This is a genomic window from Rhodococcus ruitaii, from assembly GCF_055230935.1.
In genome coordinates, this window is record NZ_JBUYWC010000005.1 from 93,004 (window position 1) to 111,280 (window position 18,277).

Annotated in this window: 6 protein-coding genes; 5 read left to right on the forward strand and 1 reads right to left on the reverse strand. The window is 69.2% G+C overall.

The genetic code is table 11. The features are described from left to right. Positions 1-24 precede the first annotated feature (24 nt). The 5 genes from ACZI8W_RS08300 to ACZI8W_RS08320 all read left to right on the forward strand — a co-directional run bounded on the left by ACZI8W_RS08300 (position 25) and on the right by ACZI8W_RS08320 (position 4,254). On the forward strand, positions 25-1,101 hold the full coding sequence (locus ACZI8W_RS08300) for an ABC transporter ATP-binding protein (protein ID WP_463368016.1): 1,077 nt from the start codon (positions 25-27) through the stop codon (positions 1,099-1,101). After that, the gene (locus tag ACZI8W_RS08305; protein ID WP_463368017.1) at positions 1,098-1,874 is read left to right on the forward strand and encodes an HAD family hydrolase; all 777 of its coding nucleotides are present in this window, start codon (positions 1,098-1,100) and stop codon (positions 1,872-1,874) included. Before ACZI8W_RS08300 ends, ACZI8W_RS08305 begins: the two co-directional genes overlap by 4 nt. Next, entirely contained in the window at positions 1,861-2,718 is an 858-nt protein-coding gene (locus tag ACZI8W_RS08310; protein WP_463368018.1) for an inositol monophosphatase family protein, read from the forward strand. The genes ACZI8W_RS08305 and ACZI8W_RS08310 overlap by 14 nt, the downstream gene beginning before the upstream one ends. 17 nt (positions 2,719-2,735) lie before the next feature. Next, positions 2,736-3,749: a LacI family DNA-binding transcriptional regulator gene (locus ACZI8W_RS08315; protein WP_463368019.1), complete on the forward strand. Its 1,014-nt coding sequence runs from the start codon at positions 2,736-2,738 to the stop codon at positions 3,747-3,749. 154 nt (positions 3,750-3,903) lie between these two features. Beyond that, entirely contained in the window at positions 3,904-4,254 is a 351-nt protein-coding gene (locus tag ACZI8W_RS08320) for a type II toxin-antitoxin system Phd/YefM family antitoxin (protein ID WP_463368020.1), read from the forward strand. Between the two features lie 13 nt (positions 4,255-4,267). Here ACZI8W_RS08320 and ACZI8W_RS08325 read toward each other — a convergent pair whose 3' ends face one another. After that, a complete protein-coding gene (locus tag ACZI8W_RS08325; protein WP_463368021.1) occupies positions 4,268-18,130 on the reverse strand; it encodes an amino acid adenylation domain-containing protein in 13,863 nt (4,620 codons plus the stop codon). Positions 18,131-18,277: the final 147 nt, after the last annotated feature.

An 18,277-nucleotide genomic window follows, 5' to 3' on the forward strand; every position in this document is an offset into this window, starting at 1 on the left:
GTGCCACACATCGCGCTCGAACACGTGAGCAAAACCTATCCTGGATCCACACACCCCAGTGTCGACGACGTGTCGATCGACATCGAGGACGGCGAGTTCCTCTGCCTCCTCGGACCGTCCGGCTGCGGCAAGTCCACGACGCTGCGTATCGTCGCGGGCCTCGAGACGCCGAGCGCGGGAAGGGTGGTCATCGGTGACCGCGTCGTCGACGACGTTGCCACGGGCACGCGCGTCGAGGCCGAACACCGAGGACTTGGCCTCGTGTTCCAGAACTATGCCCTGTGGCCGCATCTGACGGTGGGAGACAACGTCGGTTTCGGTCCGGCGATGCAGAAGATACCGAAGGCGCAACGACGGCAGCGGGTGCGGGAGGCGCTCGAGACACTGGCCATCGGGGAGTACGCCGATCGGTACCCGTCTGCACTCTCCGGTGGCCAGCAACAGCGCGTGGCGATCGCACGGACCCTTGCGGCCCGCCCCGAGGTGATGCTGCTGGACGAGCCGCTGTCCAACCTCGACGCCCGGCTCCGGCTGGAGATGCGTGCCGAGTTCCAGCGAATTCACCGCATGTCGGGGACGACGATGGTGTTCGTGACGCACGATCAGTTCGAGGCGATGACCCTCGCCACCCGGATCGTCGTGATGAACGAGGGGACGGTGCAGCAGGTGGGCACCCCGCTCGACATCTACAACCGCCCGGCGAACCGTTTCGTCGCCGAGTTCATGGGCAGTCCGCCGATCAACGTCGTCGACCGTGGTGCCGCGTCGGCGAGCGCCGACGCGGTCGGCCGGTGGCTTGACGTCACCGGCTCGTGCGCGACCTCGGTCGGGGTGCGCCCCGAGGACCTGCGGATCGCATCGGGTGCGGCGGAGCCGCCGGTCGGCGCGCTGACGCTCCGTGCGACCGTCACCGCGGTGCTGCCCACGGGCGGCTCGTGGATCATCGAGCTGAGCGACGCGGACCACCGCTTCTTCGTCACCACCGCCCGACCACCGCAGGTCGACCACGGCGACCGAGTCGACGCCTGGGTCGACGCCGAAGGTGTCCACCAATTCCTCGGCGACGGAACCCGGTACACCCGAACGGAGGTCGCGGCGTGAGCACCGACATCTCGTTCCCGCGCGCGTTGCTGCTCGATTTCGGCGGTGTCGTCGTCGACTCGACGACACCGGCCGGCTGGCAGGAGGTCGTCACCGACGAGATCGTGGCACTCGATGGGAACGGCGTCCTACCTGCCCGCGAGCGGATACTCGCGGACATCACCGCCGGCGCCGTCGCGGCGGGGTTGTGGCGCAACGCCATGTCCCGGCCACGCCATCCGGTAGAACTGGACCAGCGCAGCTACGTCCTGGACTTCATCGCCGCCGACTGGCCGGCGCACGCACGGGCCACGATCGAGACCCACGTCGAAAAGGTCTGCTACCTGATCAGTGCGACGAAGGAGCAGCGCGTGCTGCGTGACGGCATCGAGGACCTGCTGCGCTGGTGCGCAAAGATCGACCTGCCGGTCGCGATCGTGTCCAACGCCATGTGCGGGCAGGTGCACCGCGACTACCTCGCCGCAGCGGGGCTTGCCGGGTATTTCGCGGCCGAGCTGTACTCGGACGAGTGCGGCCTGCGCAAGCCCAACCCCGACTTCCTCGTGATGGGTGCCGACGCCGTCGGCGTCGATGTCGCCGAGTGCTGGTACGTGGGCGACCACCTCGACCGGGACGTGTTGTGCGGGGTGCGCGCCGGCGTCGGGGGCACCATCCTCATGCCCGCGCCGGCGGGCACGCCGAAGCCCTACGCCATCCCGGTCGCGCCCGACCTGACCGTCGATACCCCCCGCACCCTGCTGAACGAAATGAGAGAGCTGCATGTCCGTCCCTGAACACTCCCCCGCCCTGGTCGAGCACTCCGCGTCGGACCTGCGCGACGTCGCCGAGGAGGCTGCCCGACTCGCGGGTACCTACCTGCGTACCGTGTTTCGTGGCAGCAGGCGAGTCGCCCACAAGCGGGACCGACACGACCTGGTCACCGAGCACGACCGGGCGTCGGAGGACATCGTCGTCGGTCATCTCCTCGGCCGCTGCCCGGACTGGTCGATCCTCGGCGAGGAAGGTGGCGTGCGGGGTGGAGCGTCGACGGTCCGCTGGTACGTCGACCCGATCGACGGGACGTCGAACTTCGCGCAGGGCCTCGCCTTCTTCTGCGTAGCCTTGGGTGTCGAGGTGGCGGGCGAGATGGTCGCCGGGGTGGTCTACGACCCGATTGCAGACCGCATGTTCAGCGCCGACGACTCCGGGGCGTATCTCGACGGGAAGGCGCTGGTGACGCCACCTGCGCAGCCGCACGACGCGGCGACGATGATCACCGGCTATCCGACCGCGTGGGACCTGGTGCGCGACGGTCGCGATGTCGCGCTGTCCGACCTGGGCGGCCTCGTCGAGGCGTTCTCGTCGGTACGCCGAACCGGTTCGGGTGCACTGACCCTCGCGCACGTGGCTGCAGGATGGACCGACGCCGCGTTCGGCGGTTCGGTCAACCCGTGGGACGTCGCGGGCGCCTCGCTGATCGTGCGCCGGGCCGGCGGGAGCTATCGGCCGCTGTGGTTCGACGCCGACGAAGGTGACCGTGCGGACCACCTCGCGCCGGGGTTCGTGGCCGCGGGACCGGACGCCCGATATCCTGCACTGGACGCGTTCGCCGAGCGAATCTCCCTACGACGACGGTGAACACGAAGGCGGCAGGCATGGATATCACCGAATCCGGTGGCACCGCGATACCTGTGACGCGGAGGCCCACGATCATCGACGTGGCCGACCGGGCGGGGGTTTCGAAGTCGCTGGCCTCGCGCGCGCTGCGGGGCGACCCCGGTGTCAGTGACAAGAACCGGGAGTTGACGCTCGAGGCAGCCGCAGCGCTCGGCTACCGGACCAACTCCGCGGCGCGCGCACTCGTCCGCGGGGTGTCCGGGCTGTTCGGTGTCGTGCTCAACGACATCGGCAATCCGCATCACACCGCCGTGGTGTCCGGAATCGAGGCCCATGCGCAGGACGTCGACGCGACCGTCGTCATCGGACACGGCGGGCACGGGCCGGCGCAGTTGCAGCGGCAGATCGACACCATGGTCGAGCTCCGCGTCGACGGACTCGTCATCGTGTCGTCGTGGGTTCCGCGCGCCACGCTCGCGCGGGTGGGCCGCGAGGTCCCTACCGTCGTGGTGACCCAGATCGACGACCCCCCGGAGGAGATCGACACGATTGCGAGCGACGATTTCGCGGGCGCGACGATGGCAGTCGAGCACCTGGTGACGTCGGGGCGGCGCCGGCTCGCGTACCTGACCCGTTCCGGCAGCGCCACGAGCAACGCGCGGGCTCGCGGGATGCGGGCGAAGGCGGGTGCCGCTGGTGTCGACTGCACCGTGTACACGGTGCGGGACGACGAGCCCGAACGCATCCGGTCGATCGTTGCGGCCCGGCGGCACGACGGGATTCTGTGCAACAACGACCTCACCGCCGCTGAGGTAGCCGGCCACGCCCGCGACGAGGGCGTCGACATCCCCCGCGACCTCGCGCTGATCGGCTACGACAACACCGCCCTCGGCGGCTACCTGCACCCGCGGCTCGCCAGCGTCGACCAACCGCAGTACGCCATGGGTCGCCGTGCCGGCGCCGCCGTCACCGAACGCCTCGCTGGCCGCATCACCCCAATGCGCGAGCTCTACCCCCCGACGCTGGTGGTCCGCGCCTCGGCACCGCGGTGAGGGGCCGCCTCCGGTCGATGCGGGCCGTCGAGGCCTTCATCCGAGGCCCTTGCCGTAACTTCGCGCTGACACGCGGGGTCGTATTCCCACCCGAAATCGACGCACGATGGGATGATGCGCGGGTCGGTCGAGGAGACGAACGGAGTTCACGCGGGTGCCATCAATCACGGTGAAGGCGGCCCGCGCGCAGTTGAGGGATCTGATCCGGAAGGTCAACCGCGATACGGTCGCGGTCGAGATCGATGGTAAACACGACACCGCAGTGTTGATCTCGAAGACGCGGTACCTCGCGCTTCAGGAGGCCTCGTTCCTGCTGCGCTCCCCCGAGTTGATGGCCAGCCTGCGTCGAGAGATGGAACGGTCGGTGCAGGAGCAGATGGTCGCGCCTCCTGTGGCCGGGGTCGAGTCCGCTGAGGTCGAGTCCGCCGAAGTGCGCACCTCCTCGCAGCCTCCCGGGAACACCAAGAAGCGCAAGAAGCGCAAGAAGCGGCGATCGATCCGATAGACACGGCCACAAATCACGGCATTGCGATCACGGCATCGAGATAGTCGGCGAGGACCGGCCCGAGGATCGCCAGGTAGTCCGCGCTCATCATCTGCAGATGGTCGCAGTCGATCGTGTGCTCGGTGATCGTGCCGGTCACGTGGGGTCGCCACACTGCCGGGGAGGCGCCGTCGGACCCCGCCAGAGACCGTGCGGCAGCGAAGAACAGCAGGTCTCCGTCGAAGCACCCGAGATCGACCGTCGTCGGGTTGCGATGAACCTCGGCATACGCTTCCATGATTCGTTCCAGATCCCGTGCGGTGAGTCCGGTCTGGTGGCCGACTGCGCGGTGCACCGCATCGAGCGCTTCGTCATACGACACCGGCACCGCGCCGTCACCGGCGATCTCGATCCCGAGACCGGTCAGCATCTCGGCGAGGGTGAACGTCCGCGCGGCACGCTCGAGCGGGTAGTAGTCCAGGATTATCAGGTCGACGTGCTCGCCTGCCCTACGCAGTTCGGCGCCCATGTGGTGCACGATCAGGCCGCCTTGCGACCAGCCGAGCAAGATGTACGGGCCGTGAGGTTGTGCCGCCTGCACCTCCTCGACGTACCGATGCGCCAGGTCGGCCGCTGCAGAGTAGGTGGGCCCTCCGGACAGGAACGGCAACTGCAGTCCGTACACCGGCCGGTCCGGAAGGTATCGAAGAAGCCCCGCGTACACCCAGGAGAGCCCGATCGCGGGATGCACGCAGAACACGGGTGTGCGGTGTCCGTCTCGGCGGAGGGTGATCAGCACATCGAGCGCTCCGGACGATGGAACGGCGTCCGATCCGCGGCTGTCGAGATGGCGCGCCAGCCCGGCCGGGGTGGGTTCGATGAAGACCGACTGCAGTGCGATGTCCCGGCCCAACTGCGCCCGAAGGTCCGCCGCCACCCCGACTGCGCTGAGGGAGTTGCCCCCGAGATCGAAGAAGTTGTCGTCGATTCCGACCCGGTCTCGGTCGAGTGCTGTGGCGAACGCCCGCACCGTGATCTGCTCCGTCGGGGTCCGCGGCGCGCGATACTGCGCGCGGGCGAGGTCGGCTTCCGGAAGTGTCGACCGGTCGATCTTCCCGCCGGAGGTGACGGGCAGTTCAGATAGCGTGACGAGCGTCGCCGGGATCATGTACCGCGGTAGTCGTTCTGCCGCGAAGTGCAGTACCTCGGCCGGCTCGAGCGTTTCGGGCCCGTCCGGGACCACGTACCCGACCAGTCGGTCGTCACGGGCCACCACCGCGGCTTGCGCGATCGCCGGGTGTCGCACCAGCGTGGCCTCGATCTCCTCGAGTTCGATGCGCAGGCCCCGTACCTTGATCTGAAAGTCTGCCCGACCGATGAACTCGGGTTCGGTGCGGCCGGATGTCTGTGTCCATCGCATCAGGTCCCCGGTGCGGTAGGTCCGTTCTCCGGGGGCGCCGACCGGATCGGCAACGAAGCGCGTGGCCGTCGATCCCGAGTCCCCGAGGTAGCCGCGGGCCAGCCCGAGGCCCGAAAGATACAGCTCCCCCACTGCGCCGGGTAGGGCGGATTGCAGACGGGAATCGAGCAGGGTCTCGGAGAAGCCGGGCATCGGAGCACCGACGGTGACGACGGCCCCGGGAACCAGCGGGTCCAGCAGATTCGACATCACCGTCGCCTCGCTCGGACCGTATCCGTTGACCATGCGACGACCCGATGCCCACTTCGCCACCAGCGACGGTGGACACACCTCTCCACCCACACTCACGAATGTCAGGTCCGGCAGGGTAACCGGATCGAGTGTCGTCAACACCGCGGGTGTGGTGTACAGGTGGGTGATGTCCGCAGCGGCGAGGAACCGCGCGAGGTCGATCCCCGCATCGGCCCCGGGCGGTGCCACGACGAGCCGTGCGCCCGCCGCGAAGGCGACGATCGATTCCAGCAAGGATGCATCGAACACCGGTGACACCAACTGCGCTACTCGCGAATCGGAGTCCGCGACGTCCGAGAGTCGGTCGATCAGATTCGCGATGCCACGGTGGGTCACAACCACCCCTTTGGGCGCCCCCGTCGATCCTGACGTGAAGATCACGTAGGCGCTGTGGTCGGCGCATACGGGAGCTGTACGGTCGGCGTCGGTGATGGTGGTGGCAGCGAATCCGTTCGAGGTCGAGTCGTCGATGCGCACCGTCGGCACCGTGCCGGGCAGGGTGTCCTCGTCGCCGCCGACGAGGACACACACCGGCCGTACTGCGGCGACTATTGCGGCGGTACGGTGTCCGGGATGGTCGGGATCGACGGGTACGTACACCCCTCCCGCCCGGATGACCGCGTACATCGCGACCAGTTGGTGACCCGACCGGCGCATCGCCACCACCACGGGTGTCTCCGGGCCGACTCCCCGCGAGATGAGCAGGCGTGCAACCCTGTTGACGCGGCTGTCGAAGTCTGCGTAGGTCCACTGCCGGTGACCGTCGACCACCGCGACGCTCTCGGCAACGCGGGCCGGCCGGGCATCGAGGAGGTCGTTCCACACCCTGCTCGGGGTCGGCGGGCGGGCGCGGTCCCCGGCGGCGCCCCGCACGGTGGTCCCGTCGGTTATGCGGAGCCGACCCAGGGGCAGGTCGGGCCGGGTCGCGATCGTGTCGAGCACCCTCACGACGTGCGCGAGGACTTCCTCGGCCGCCGCGCGCTCGAACAAGTCCGGTCGGTAGCTGAGTCGTAGCTGGAGTCGGGTGTCGCGGTGGACGATCAGGGTCAGTGGGTAGTGGCCGGAGTCTCGGGTGGTGACCTCGCGTATCTGCAGGCCGGCGAGGTCGATGGCGTCGGACAGTCCGGCACGGTCGATCGGGTAGGACTCGACCACGGTCAGCGTGTCGAACACCGCGGCCGGCCCCGCGACCCGGCCGATCTCGGCGAGCCCGAGGTGATGCCAGTCGAGGAGTTCCGTCTGTTCGGCGCGAATCCTCTCGACCAGTGCGGCGAGTGTCTCGTACGGGTCGAGCCGAACCCGGAGCGGCAGCGTGTTGATGAACAGCCCGATCATCTCTTCGATGCCTCGGATCTCGGCGGGCCGACCCGAGACGGTGGTGCCGAAGACGACATCGTCGCGTGAGGTGAGCGCGGCCAGCACGATCGCCCAGGCGACCTGCACCGCGGTGCCGGTCGTGACCGCGTGGTGGCGGGTGAACACGTCCAGGCGTCCGGTCGCGGTTGCCGGAAGGACCCCGCTCACGCTCTCGGAGAGGACGGTGACGGGTGCGCCCTGGGCGGCCGGAGCGAGCAGCGTCGGCTGGTCGAGACCGGCGAGGTATTTCGACCAACCGTCGCGCGCGGCCACGTGGTCCTGCTGCACGAGCCAGGCCAGATAGTCGCGATACGGGTGGACCGGAGGCAGCATCGAGGTGTCGGCGTCGTTCGCGTAGAGGGCAAGTATCTCGTTGAGCAGCAAGGGGGTGGACCAACCGTCGAGCAGGATGTGGTGATTGGTGACCACCAGCCGGAAGTCGCCCGGCGCCATCGTGATCAGGACCACCCGGATCAGCGGTCCGCGGGCCGTGTCGAACCGTTCTGCTCGTTCGGCGGCGCGCAGACGATCGAATTCGGTGGCGCGACGATGCTCGTCCAGTCCGCTCAGATCGCGCTCTCGTAGGGGGATGTCCACCTGGTCCTGCACGATCTGGATGGGTGGCTGCGCGCCGTCGAGCACGAAATTCACCCGCAGGGTGGGGTGCCGCGTCGTCAGCGTCGTGATGGCCCGGTGCAGGCGGGACGGATCGACCCGACCCGCGAGGTGCAGGATGAGTTGCACGGTGTAGGTATCGACCGATTCGGTCTGCAGGGCGTGGAACAGGAAGCCTGCTTGCAACGGTGTGCACGGCCACACGTCCTCGAGCCCCGGATATCGGTGCTCCAGTGCCTCGATCCGACGCTGGTCCAAGCGGACCAATGCTAGGTCCGAAGGCGTGCGACCACCCGCACCGGGGGCGACGGCGTGGTGGGCGAGGCCGGTGAGCATGTGTGTCCATCGGTCGGCCAAGTCGGCCACGTCGACCCGGGGAAGGACACCGGACGGGCAGGCGAACGTCGCCCGCAGTTCCGGGCCGGCCGGGGTGTGGGTGACTGCCGTATCGATCGCGAGCACCGCGGACACCGGCTGCGCGGGGTCGAGTCCGTGGCCGAGGTCGACGTCGGGATCCGGGAGCCACCCGGTCGCGTGGTCCGTCCCGGTCCCGGCGATCGTGCCCCGGTAGGTGAAGGTGAGCTGAGGTTCGGGCAGAGATTCGAGCGTCGGACCGGAGTTGTCGTCGAGGTAGCGCAGGATGCCGTATCCGATTCCGTGGTCGGGCACGGCGAGCAGTTGTTCCTTGACCGCCTTGAGCGCGGTTCCCGCGGCCGGGCCGCCGCAGGTGAGGTCGCCGAGGTCGATGCCTGTCAGATCCAGTGTCATCGGGTAGGCCGCGGTGAACCGGCCGACGGTCCGCGACAGGTCGGCGCCCGGGAGCACCTGTTCTTCGCGGCCATGTCCTTCCAGCCCGATGCGTACCCGCGGCAGTGTCGTCCCGCGGTCGGTCCGCCAGCTGATCACGGCGGCGGCGAGGGCGGTCAGGAGGCCGTCGAGCACGCCGCCGTGGATCACCGTGGGCACGGTGGTCAGCACTGTGGCGGTAGTGGCGGGCGGGAGGTCGACGGTGACGGTGACGGTGGTGGCGCCGACGTCGGTGTCCGGGTCGAGCGGTCTCCGCCCGAGCATGGGATCGGCGCCCGCGAGCATCGTGCGCCACAGGTCCAGCTCCGCGGTGCGGTTTCCCTGTCGCGCTTCTTCGACGAGGCCGTGGGCCCATCGACGCATCGAGGTGCTCACCGGCGCGAGATCCGGAACCGATCCGTCGACGAGCCGCCTCGATGCGATCGCCAGGTCGGCGATGAGGATCTGCCAGGACACCGCGTCGATCACGGCGTGATGGACCACCAACAGCAGCCGTGACTCGGTTCCGGTGTCGAACAGGACCGCCTGCAGCACCACTCCGCGGGCGGGGTCCAGTCGCCCGGCCGCCGCGGTCCGCGCGACGCCGACGAGGGACCCGAACTCGGGTCCGGTGACCGAATCGACCGGCACCCGCCGCAGTATCGACGCCGCCGGCACCGATCCGGTCGGCATCGTGACCAGACGCCACGCCTGTCCACCGGCGCCGGTGGACAGGCGTGCACGCAGCATGTCGTGTCGATCCAGCACGGCCTGCAGGGCCGCCTCCGGATTCGCCGGCGGGAGTCCGTCCGGGAGCGTCAGGAACTCCGATCGACAGAACCGCCGGGCGAGCCGTCCCGCGCCGACCAACCGTCGTGCGGCCGGGGTGAGCGGGATGTCGCCGACCCCTCCGCCGGGGAGTTCCGCGAGCGGCCGAGCAGCCGGCTCGGGCGTCGCGGCGACCGCGGCGAGCGCCGCGACAGTCTGGTGTTCGAACACATCCCGGGGGGAGAACACCACCCCTGTGGCCTTGGCACGCGCGACCAGCTGGATCGACATGATCGAGTCCCCGCCGAGCGCGAAGAACGAATCCCGCGCCCCGACGTGTTCCACTCCGAGCACCGCGGCGAAGAGGTGCGCCACGGTGCGCTCGAGCCGGGTCGCCGGCGGTACATACTCGTCGCCGCGCGAGGCGAAGTCCGGTGCGGGTAGCGCCCCCCGATCGAGCTTGCCGTGCACCGTCACGGGCAGCTCAGCCATCCGGACCAGCGCAGCCGGGACCATGTAGTCGGGCAATCGTTCGGTGAGGTATCGGCGGAGGTCGTCGATCCGGGTGCTTGCGACGGGATCGTTGACGTACCCGGCGAGTCCGTCGACGCCGCGTGCCGGGTGGTAGACGCCGGTCCACGCGGGTGCGGCCTGGCCGGCGGCCGGTCCGTCACCGATGACAACGATGTCCATCAGTCCGGGTTCGGGCGACCACGTCACCGCGACCCGGTATCCGAGGTCCGCGCCGAGCGTATCGCAGCGGTGCGGCAGGATGCCGTCGGACTCGGTGGTGTCTCGGCGCAGAGTCCGGATCGGGGTGTGTGCGGGTGCGCCCTCCAGGGCGGTGACCGCGGCGACGGCGGGGCCCAGACCGGCGCGCGGGACGCCGGTGATGCGTACTGTGCGCGGGCGCGCGGTGCGCAGGTACTCACCGACGGCGTCGAGGGTCCCGAACCGCTCCCACGGTTGCTGCGGCACCTCGGCGAGGCAGCGGAGCCGATCCGGTGCGGTGTGCAGCACGGCGGCGTATCGATACAGGCTCAGTTCGTTGATCGCCCGCATCCGGCTCAGCTGGACATCGACGCCGGTGACACCGGTGACGTGCCGTGGCAGTGCAGTGAAGAACTCGGGGGCGAGCATCAATTCGCGTTCGGCGAGGGCGGCGCGGCGGACGCGTTCGCGTATCGTGCCTGCGGTGTCGTTGCCGTCGGCGCGGGCCAGTTCCACACCGGTGGTGCAGTGCTGCAGCAGGGTCAGGTTCCGTATATCCCCGAGATACACGGTGCCGCCCGGCGCCAGCAGCGGCAGAATCTTGCCGAGCACGTCGAGGAGGTACGCGGCGTCGGGGAAGTACTGGATCACCGAGTTGAGCACGACGGTGTCGAAATGGTGTTCGGGCAGACCGTCGGTCACGTGGGCTGGTTGCACGCGCAGTTCGATCCGCTCCACCCACGGTTGCCCGGCCACGGCTGCGCGGAGGCTGTCGATGGTCGCTGCCGAGAAGTCCGTCGCCTGGTACTCGTCGCATTCGGGGGCGAGTTCGGCGAGTAGAAGTCCTGCGCCGACCCCGATCTCGAGGACGCGGCGGGGGCGCAGCCGGCGGATCGCGTGCACCGTGGAATCACGCCACTGTCGCATCTCGGCGACGGGAATCGGCTGTCCGGTGTCGCTGGTGGTCCAGCCGCTGAAGTCCTCTCCGAGGCGCGGGGTGTGGCTGGCTGCGTCCTGGTGGTCACGCGTCGCGGAGTACACGTCGTCGTACAGCGCTCGCCAGCGCTCGACGGTCTCGGTCGCTCGCTCGGGATCGGGGACGAGGGTGCGGTCGCGGTCCAGGACCACGTATCCGATCAGGTGTGTGCCCGTGCTGCCGCCGGGTGTGTCGCGGGCAACGACTGCGGCACGCGCGACGGCGGGGTGGGCGGCCAGGACCGCTTCGATCTCCCCGGGCTCGATCCGGAATCCGCGGATCTTGATCTGCTGGTCGACGCGTTCGATGAATTCGAGGTGTGGGACGGAGTCGCGGTCGGCGTGCTCGCGGTGAACCCACCGCACGAGGTCACCGGAGCGGTACATCCGGTGACCCGGTACCCCGAATGGGCACGCAACGAACCGGGTTGCGGTCTGCACCGGTCGGTCACGGTAGCCGCGACCTACCCCTGCACCGGTGATGTACAGCTCTCCCGGCACACCGAGCGGAGTCGGTTGCAGGCCGGCATCGAGCACGAACACGCGCACGCCGGGGATCGGTGTCCCGATCGGTACCGGGGTGGCAGTCGTGCCGTCCGGGCGGGAGCTGTCGTGCGCGGGTACCGCGTAAGCGGTGGTGCACACGGTTGCTTCCGTCGGTCCGTACGCGTTGACGACCACCGTCGCCGGGTGCTGCGCGCCGAAGCGTGCGACGGTCGCCGGTGACAGCACCTCACCGGCGGTGACCACGTGGCCGACCCGATCCCATGTGTGAGCCGGCACGTTGCCGGGGTCGGCGAGGGCGTGGAACAGGGGGGTCGCCGCGAATATCGACGTCACACCATGCGTGGTGATCGTCTCCGCGATGTCGGAGGGGTCGGCTGTTCCGGGCGGGGCGAGTACGAGTTCCGTTCCGCCGAGCAGAGCCGGCCAGATCTCGTACACCGACGCATCGAATCCGGGTGAGGCGGTCATGGCCGTCCGGGTGTGGGGTCGATGCGGTAGCCAGCCGTTCGTCACCAGATGAACGAGGTTGCGGTGCGTGATCGCGACGCCTTTGGGAACGCCGGTCGAGCCGGAGGTGTAGATGGTGTACGCGGTGTTCTCGGGGTGGAGCGACGCAGTTCGGTCCGCATCGGTGACAGGTCGGCAATCCTCCGTCAGCTCGTGGGTGTGCGGGGTGCCCGTGGCGTCGAGCAGCACCAGCGGATGATCTCCGGCGGTGAGATTCCGTGCGCCGGCGGTGTCGGTGAGGACCACGTGTGGCGCGGCGTCGGCGAGGATGTAGGCCGTCCGCCGGCTCGGATAGTTCGGATCCATCGGAAGATACGCACCGCCCGCGGCCGAGACGGCCAAAAGCGCCACGATCAGTGCTTCCGATCGGTCCATCACGACAGCGACCACCGCTTCGGGTCCCACGCCCATGCCAATGAGCAGTCGTGCGAGCCGGTTCGCGCGGGCGTCGAGTTGTCGGTAGGTCCGGTGCTCGGCGCCGGCGGTGAGTGCCACCGCATCCGGAGTGGTCGATACCCGGGCACCGAACAGCTCCGGCACCGTGCCCGTCGGGATCGCGGTCGCCGAACCGCTCCACAGCTCGACGAGCAGCCGCCGCTCCCGCGGGGAGAGCAGATCGACCACGTCGAGTCGTCCCCGCGGGGACCGCAGCAGGGCGTCCAGCACCCGCAGGTAGCGGTCCGCGAGTTGTTCGACGGTGTCGCGGTCGAAGTGATCGGTTGCGTACTCGATCGTCCCGCGCAGCGTGTCGGTTTCTTCGGACTCGGTGTCAGCGGACAGGCTGACGTACAGATCGACCCGGGCGGCCTCGGTCGGGATCGGAATGACCTCGACGTGCAGGCCGGGGTGATCGAGCCGGGGCAGCGGATTGTTCTGCAACGCGAACGCGACCTGGAACAGCGGGTGGTGTGCGGTGGATCGGGCCGGATCGAGCAGTTCGACGAGCCGCTCGAAGGGTGCGTCTTGATTCTCGTAGGCGGCCAGTGCTTTTCCTCGAACCTGGTCGAGCACGTCGAGGAAATCCTGTGCCTCCGCCAGGTCCACCCGCAGGACCCAGGTGTTGACGAAGAAGCCCACCAGATCTGTCAGTGCCTCGTCGGTGCGGCCCGCGACCGGCCCCCCGATGGTGATGTCGTCGCCTGCGCCGAGTTTGTGCAGGAGCACGGCCAGCGCCGATTGGTACACCATCGACGCTGTCGCTCCCCGCGAGCGGGCGAGGTCCTCGACCGCGGTCCGGACACTCGATGCGACGGTGAACTGCACCTGCCCGCCCCGGAACGACTGGACTGCGGGCCGGGGCCGGTCCGACGGCAGTCGCAGGCACTCCGGGGTGCCGGCCAGTTCGTCACGCCAATAGGCGAACTGGCCCGAGAGCACGCTGTGCGGGTCGTCCTCGTTGCCCAGCATGTCGCGCTGCCACATCGTGTAGTCGGCGTACTGCACGGGCAGCGGGTCCCAGCCCGGTTCGGTCCCGGCCGAGCGTGCCGCATACGCGTCGAGCAGGTCGCGGACCAGCGGGACCATCGATGCCCCGTCACCGGCGATATGGTGCAGCACGAGCACCAGCACGTGGACCGTGGTGCTTTCGCGCAGGAGCAGGGCCCGCACCGGGATCTCGGTCGACAGATCGAACGGACGCCACGCCTGTGCGTGCACCGCATCGGCGACGCCGTCGGGCGGCACCGCCGTCACCGGCACCGACGGTGCTGCGCGTGTGATCGACAGGATTTCCTGGTAGGCAATTCCGTCCGCCTCGCCGAACACCGTGCGCAGGCTCTCGTGTCGGGCGACCACGTCGGCGAAGGCCGCTTCCATGGCCGCATGGTCGAGCCGCCCGGTCAGCCTCGCTGCCATCGGGATGTTGTACGTCGCCGAACGGCCTTCGTAGCGGTGGAGGAACCACAAGCGGGTCTGTGCGTAGGACAGGGGGATTCGCGGTCGCCGGGGTTGCGGGACCAACGGTGTCCGGGCGACGCCGCACTCGGCGAGTCGCGGTACGAGGCCCGCCACGGTCGGTGCTTCGAAGATCGCGCGGATCGGAACCTCCGCGTGCAGTGTCGAGCGCAGCCGTGCGATGAGCCCGGTCGCCACCAGCGAGTCTCCACCGAGGTCGAAGAAATTGTCGTCGAGGCCGATCCGGTCCGGCGCTACACGCAGTGTTTCCGCGAACACACCGACCAGCGTCCGTTCCAGACGGCTGCGCGGCGCCCGGTACACGGCGCCGCGGATCTCAGGGGCAGGTAGGGCACTTCTGTCGAGCTTTCCGTTGGCAGTCAGTGGCATCCGGGTCAGCGGCACCACCGCGGCCGGGACCATGTATTCCGGGAGTGTCGCGGCGACCGCGGAACGCATCGCCGTCGGATCCGATGTGACGCTTGTGCGCGGGACGACGTAGGCCACCAGGCGGCTCGTGGTCTGATCGGCGCGAACGACGACCGCGGCCTGCGCCACTTCCGGCAGGTGCAGCAGCGCGGCCTCCACCTCGCCGAGTTCGACGCGCCGCCCACTCAGCTTCACCTGTAGGTCGGCGCGCCCCAGATAGTCGAGTTGCAGATCGTCGAGTTGCACATCCGTCACCGCGGTCGGCGACGCCCCGGATCCTGCGACCCACCGCATCAGATCGCCGGTGCGGTACATCCGCTGTCCCGGCGACCCGAACGGGTCGGCGACGAACCGCGTCGCGGTCAGTCCGGGCCTGCGGTGGTAGCCGCGAGCGAGTGCTGGGCCTGCCGGATAGAGTTCGCCGGCCACCCCCACCGGCACGGGGTGCAGGCGCCCGTCGAGCACGAGTGCGTCGAACCCCGGGCCGGGCCCCCCGACAGTCACCGGCTGTCCCGGTTCCAGCTCTGCCGACGCCATCTGCACGGTGGTTTCACTGGGCCCGTATCCGTTGACCATCCGGCGACCGGGTGCCCAGCGCGCCACCAGCCACGGCGGGCACTCCTCACCCCCGACGCTGATGAAGGCGAGACCCGTCGCGGCGTCCGGATCGAGTGTGGCGAGCACCGCCGGTGTGGTGCACAGGTGGGTGATCCGTTCGGCCCCGAGCAGTCGCTCGAGTTCGACCCCGCCGTAGACGGTTGTCGGCCCCACCACCAGATGCGCGGCCGCCCCGAACGCCACGAGCATCTCGAAGACCGACAGATCGAAGCTCGGGGACGTACCGTGCCACACTCGGGCGTTCGAATCCGCCAAAGTCCTGGTGTGTGCCACGAGGTTCGACAGTCCCCGGTGGGTGACCGCGACGCCTTTGGGGGTGCCGGTCGATCCGGAGGTGTAGATCAGATACGCGGGGTGGTCGGCCCGAACGGTCGCGCGCCGATCGGTGTCGGTCACCGGCACCGGCGAGTGCCGCGCAACGGCCTCCGCCGTCTGGGGGTCGTCGACCACCAGCCACGGCACGGCGTCGGACATCCGGCTTCGCTCCTCGGCCGTGGTGAGGCCGAGCACCGCGCGGCAGTCGCGGAGCATGTACTCGATCCTGTCCCGGGGGTAGGCGGGGTCCACGGGCACGAACGCAGCCCCGGTCTTGGCCACGGCCCATGCTGCCGTCACGGACTCGACCGATCGGGACATCCCGATCGCCACGTAGCGTTCCGGTGCGGCGCCCCGTGCGATGAGCAACCGGGCGAGCTGCCTCGCCGCGCGGTCGAGTTCGCGATACCGCATGGCGGTCGAGCCGCTCGACAGCGCGACGGCGTCCGGGTGCAGCGCTGCCGCGGACGCGAGGATGTCCGGCAGCAGTCGGGGCGCGACGGGTGTTGCTCCGCTCACCGGTACCAGCGCCCGGTGCTCACGCGGGTCGAGGAGGTCGATGTCGCCGACGGGCACGGACGGGTCGGCGACAACGGCCTCGAGGATCCCTACGATCCGGCGGGCGACGCTGCGGACGGCGGCGGCGTCGTGGGCGTCGGTGGCAAACCTGAGGTGGAGGGTGAGTCCGGTGGCCGCGTCGAGGCCGCTGGGTTCGGTCACTGTGCCGCGGTGGTCGGTCACCGTCAGGATGAGATCGACGTCGCCGAGGATGGTGGCGGGTCCGGTGGGCGCCGCCGCGTGCGTCATCGATGGTTCCGCGATGCCGTGGTGCGCGAGGACGATCCGGAACAGTGGTGCGTGAGACCCGTTGCGGGTCGGCGCCAGTGCGTCGAGCAGGCGCTGCGCCGGCACGTCGGCGTGGGCACGGACCTCACCACGTGCCCTGTGGACGTCGTCGAGCAGCTCGGAGAATCGGGTGGCCGGGTGCACCGTGGTGCGCAGTGGCAATGCGCGGCGCTGCGTGGTCGCACCGTTCGATCGGGACCCGGCGACAGCGGGCACGACGGTTCCGACGACGACGTCGTCGGTGTCCCCGATCCGGGCGAGCCACACCGCAGTCGCGGCGTGCAGTAGGTCGTGCCAATCCGCGCCGTGGTGATCGGTGAGTGTGGCTATCGCGTGCTGTAGTCGGGCGTCGAGCCGGTGTTCGACGGCTGCCCAGGAGTGTGGGCTTCCGGGGGGATTCACCGCGGTGGTGGCCGGACCGCGTGCACTCGACGAGGCAGCGGGCGCCGGCGCTCCGGCGAGTACCGTCATCCAGTGGTCGAGCAATGCGGTGTCGCGGTAGCGTGCCGCGGCCGCGGACGCGCTCGCCGGATGGATCTCGCTGAGGGGCGTCTGTGGGTCGGCGGTGGCGAATTCTTCGAGGATCTGCGTAATCTGCTCGCTTTGCGCGGCCACAGCGTCCGGGCGGTATCGGTTCGGATTCGCGCGGAATTCGATCGCGGTTCGGGTGGGTGTTCCGGCGCGGTGGACGGTGATCAACCGGTCTCCGACCGGGCCGCGGGACAGCACGTGGGGTGTCCCGCGGGTCGCACCGAGCACCGGTTGTCGGTCGAAGAGCATCACGTTCACGAGGGGAACCGAGAAGCGGGACACCGGTTGGGACGCGGCTCGGTGGATGTCCTCGATCCCGCAGCCCTGGTGCCGCAGGGCCCCGACCAGTTCGATCTGCATCCGGCGGACCGTGGCCTCGAGGGTGTCGTTCGGCAGGATCCGCATCCGCAGGGGTACGACGTTCACCAGCATGCCTGCGGAGCGGCGCAGTTCCGCGGTTGTCCGCGCCGACACGGGAATGTTCACGAGCACGTCGCGCCGACCGGACATGCGCGAGAAGCAGCATGCGAAGGCCGCGAGTACCAGCGCGGCGGGGGACGCCCCTCGTATTCTCGTCGACTCCGCCAGGCCAGTGGCGGCCGCATCCGACAGTTCGGTGTGCATGGTGATGCTCCGCACGGCCGGCGGCACAGGCGGCTCCTCGTTCGGATCGGGAAGGTCTCGGATCCGGTCCGCCCAGTACTGTTGGTCGGCGACGAAACGTCGCGACGCGCGGTACCGCCGGTCCTTCTCGTACAACGTCCGCAGGTCTGCGGGCGCCTTTCGCTGTGCGCCCTGAGCGGCTCCTGCTGCCGAGTACAGTTCCGCGCCGTGGTCGAGCAGGATCATCGCTCCGTAACCGTCGAGCGCGATGTGGTGGGCCTTGACGTAGATGAGGTAGTCGGTGTTGCCGGTGCGGAGAACGACGATGCGGCACAATCGGTCGGACAACAGGTCGATGGGGGTCTCGACGTCTCGGCGGAGCCATTCGTCCGCTACCGCTCTCGGATCGTCGTCGCCGCGGAGATCGAATACTTCGGTCTCGAATCCGAGGCTCTTGTCGATGATCTGGAAGGGTGTGCCGTCGACCTCGGTCAGACGCAGGAACACTGTCTCGAACTCGCGGCCCGCTCTCGTCGACACCGACCGCAACAGGTCGAGGTCGAGGTCGCCGTGAAACTCCACATATTGCGCTATGACGAACGGGACCTCGGGAACGAGTTGCTGCGCGAGCCAGATGCCGTGCTGTGCGGGCGTCAACGGGAATGCACCATCGGGAGGCCGGGCCTCGCCGAAACTGTGGTTGCGGCGTGCAACTGACGTGGCCATGTCGGCCCCCTTCACATGGAAACCGTTGTCGTCGATGGTTGTGGTCGATCACGCCGCCGCGTCGCGGCATCGCCCTCCTCCGACGGAGGACGAAAACGGGAAGTACAGGCGGACGACGACGCCGTGCTGTATGTCCGTCAGAATAGG

Bases quoted from the DNA above. Each gene is read 5' to 3' on its own strand.
- ACZI8W_RS08310 (WP_463368018.1), top strand. From the start codon at position 1,861: ATGTCCGTCCCTGAACACTCCCCCGCCCTGGTCGAGCACTCCGCGTCG.
- ACZI8W_RS08315 (WP_463368019.1), top strand. From the start codon at position 2,736: ATGGATATCACCGAATCCGGTGGCACCGCGATACCTGTGACGCGGAGG.
- ACZI8W_RS08325 (WP_463368021.1), bottom strand. From the start codon at position 18,130: ATGGCCACGTCAGTTGCACGCCGCAACCACAGTTTCGGCGAGGCCCGG.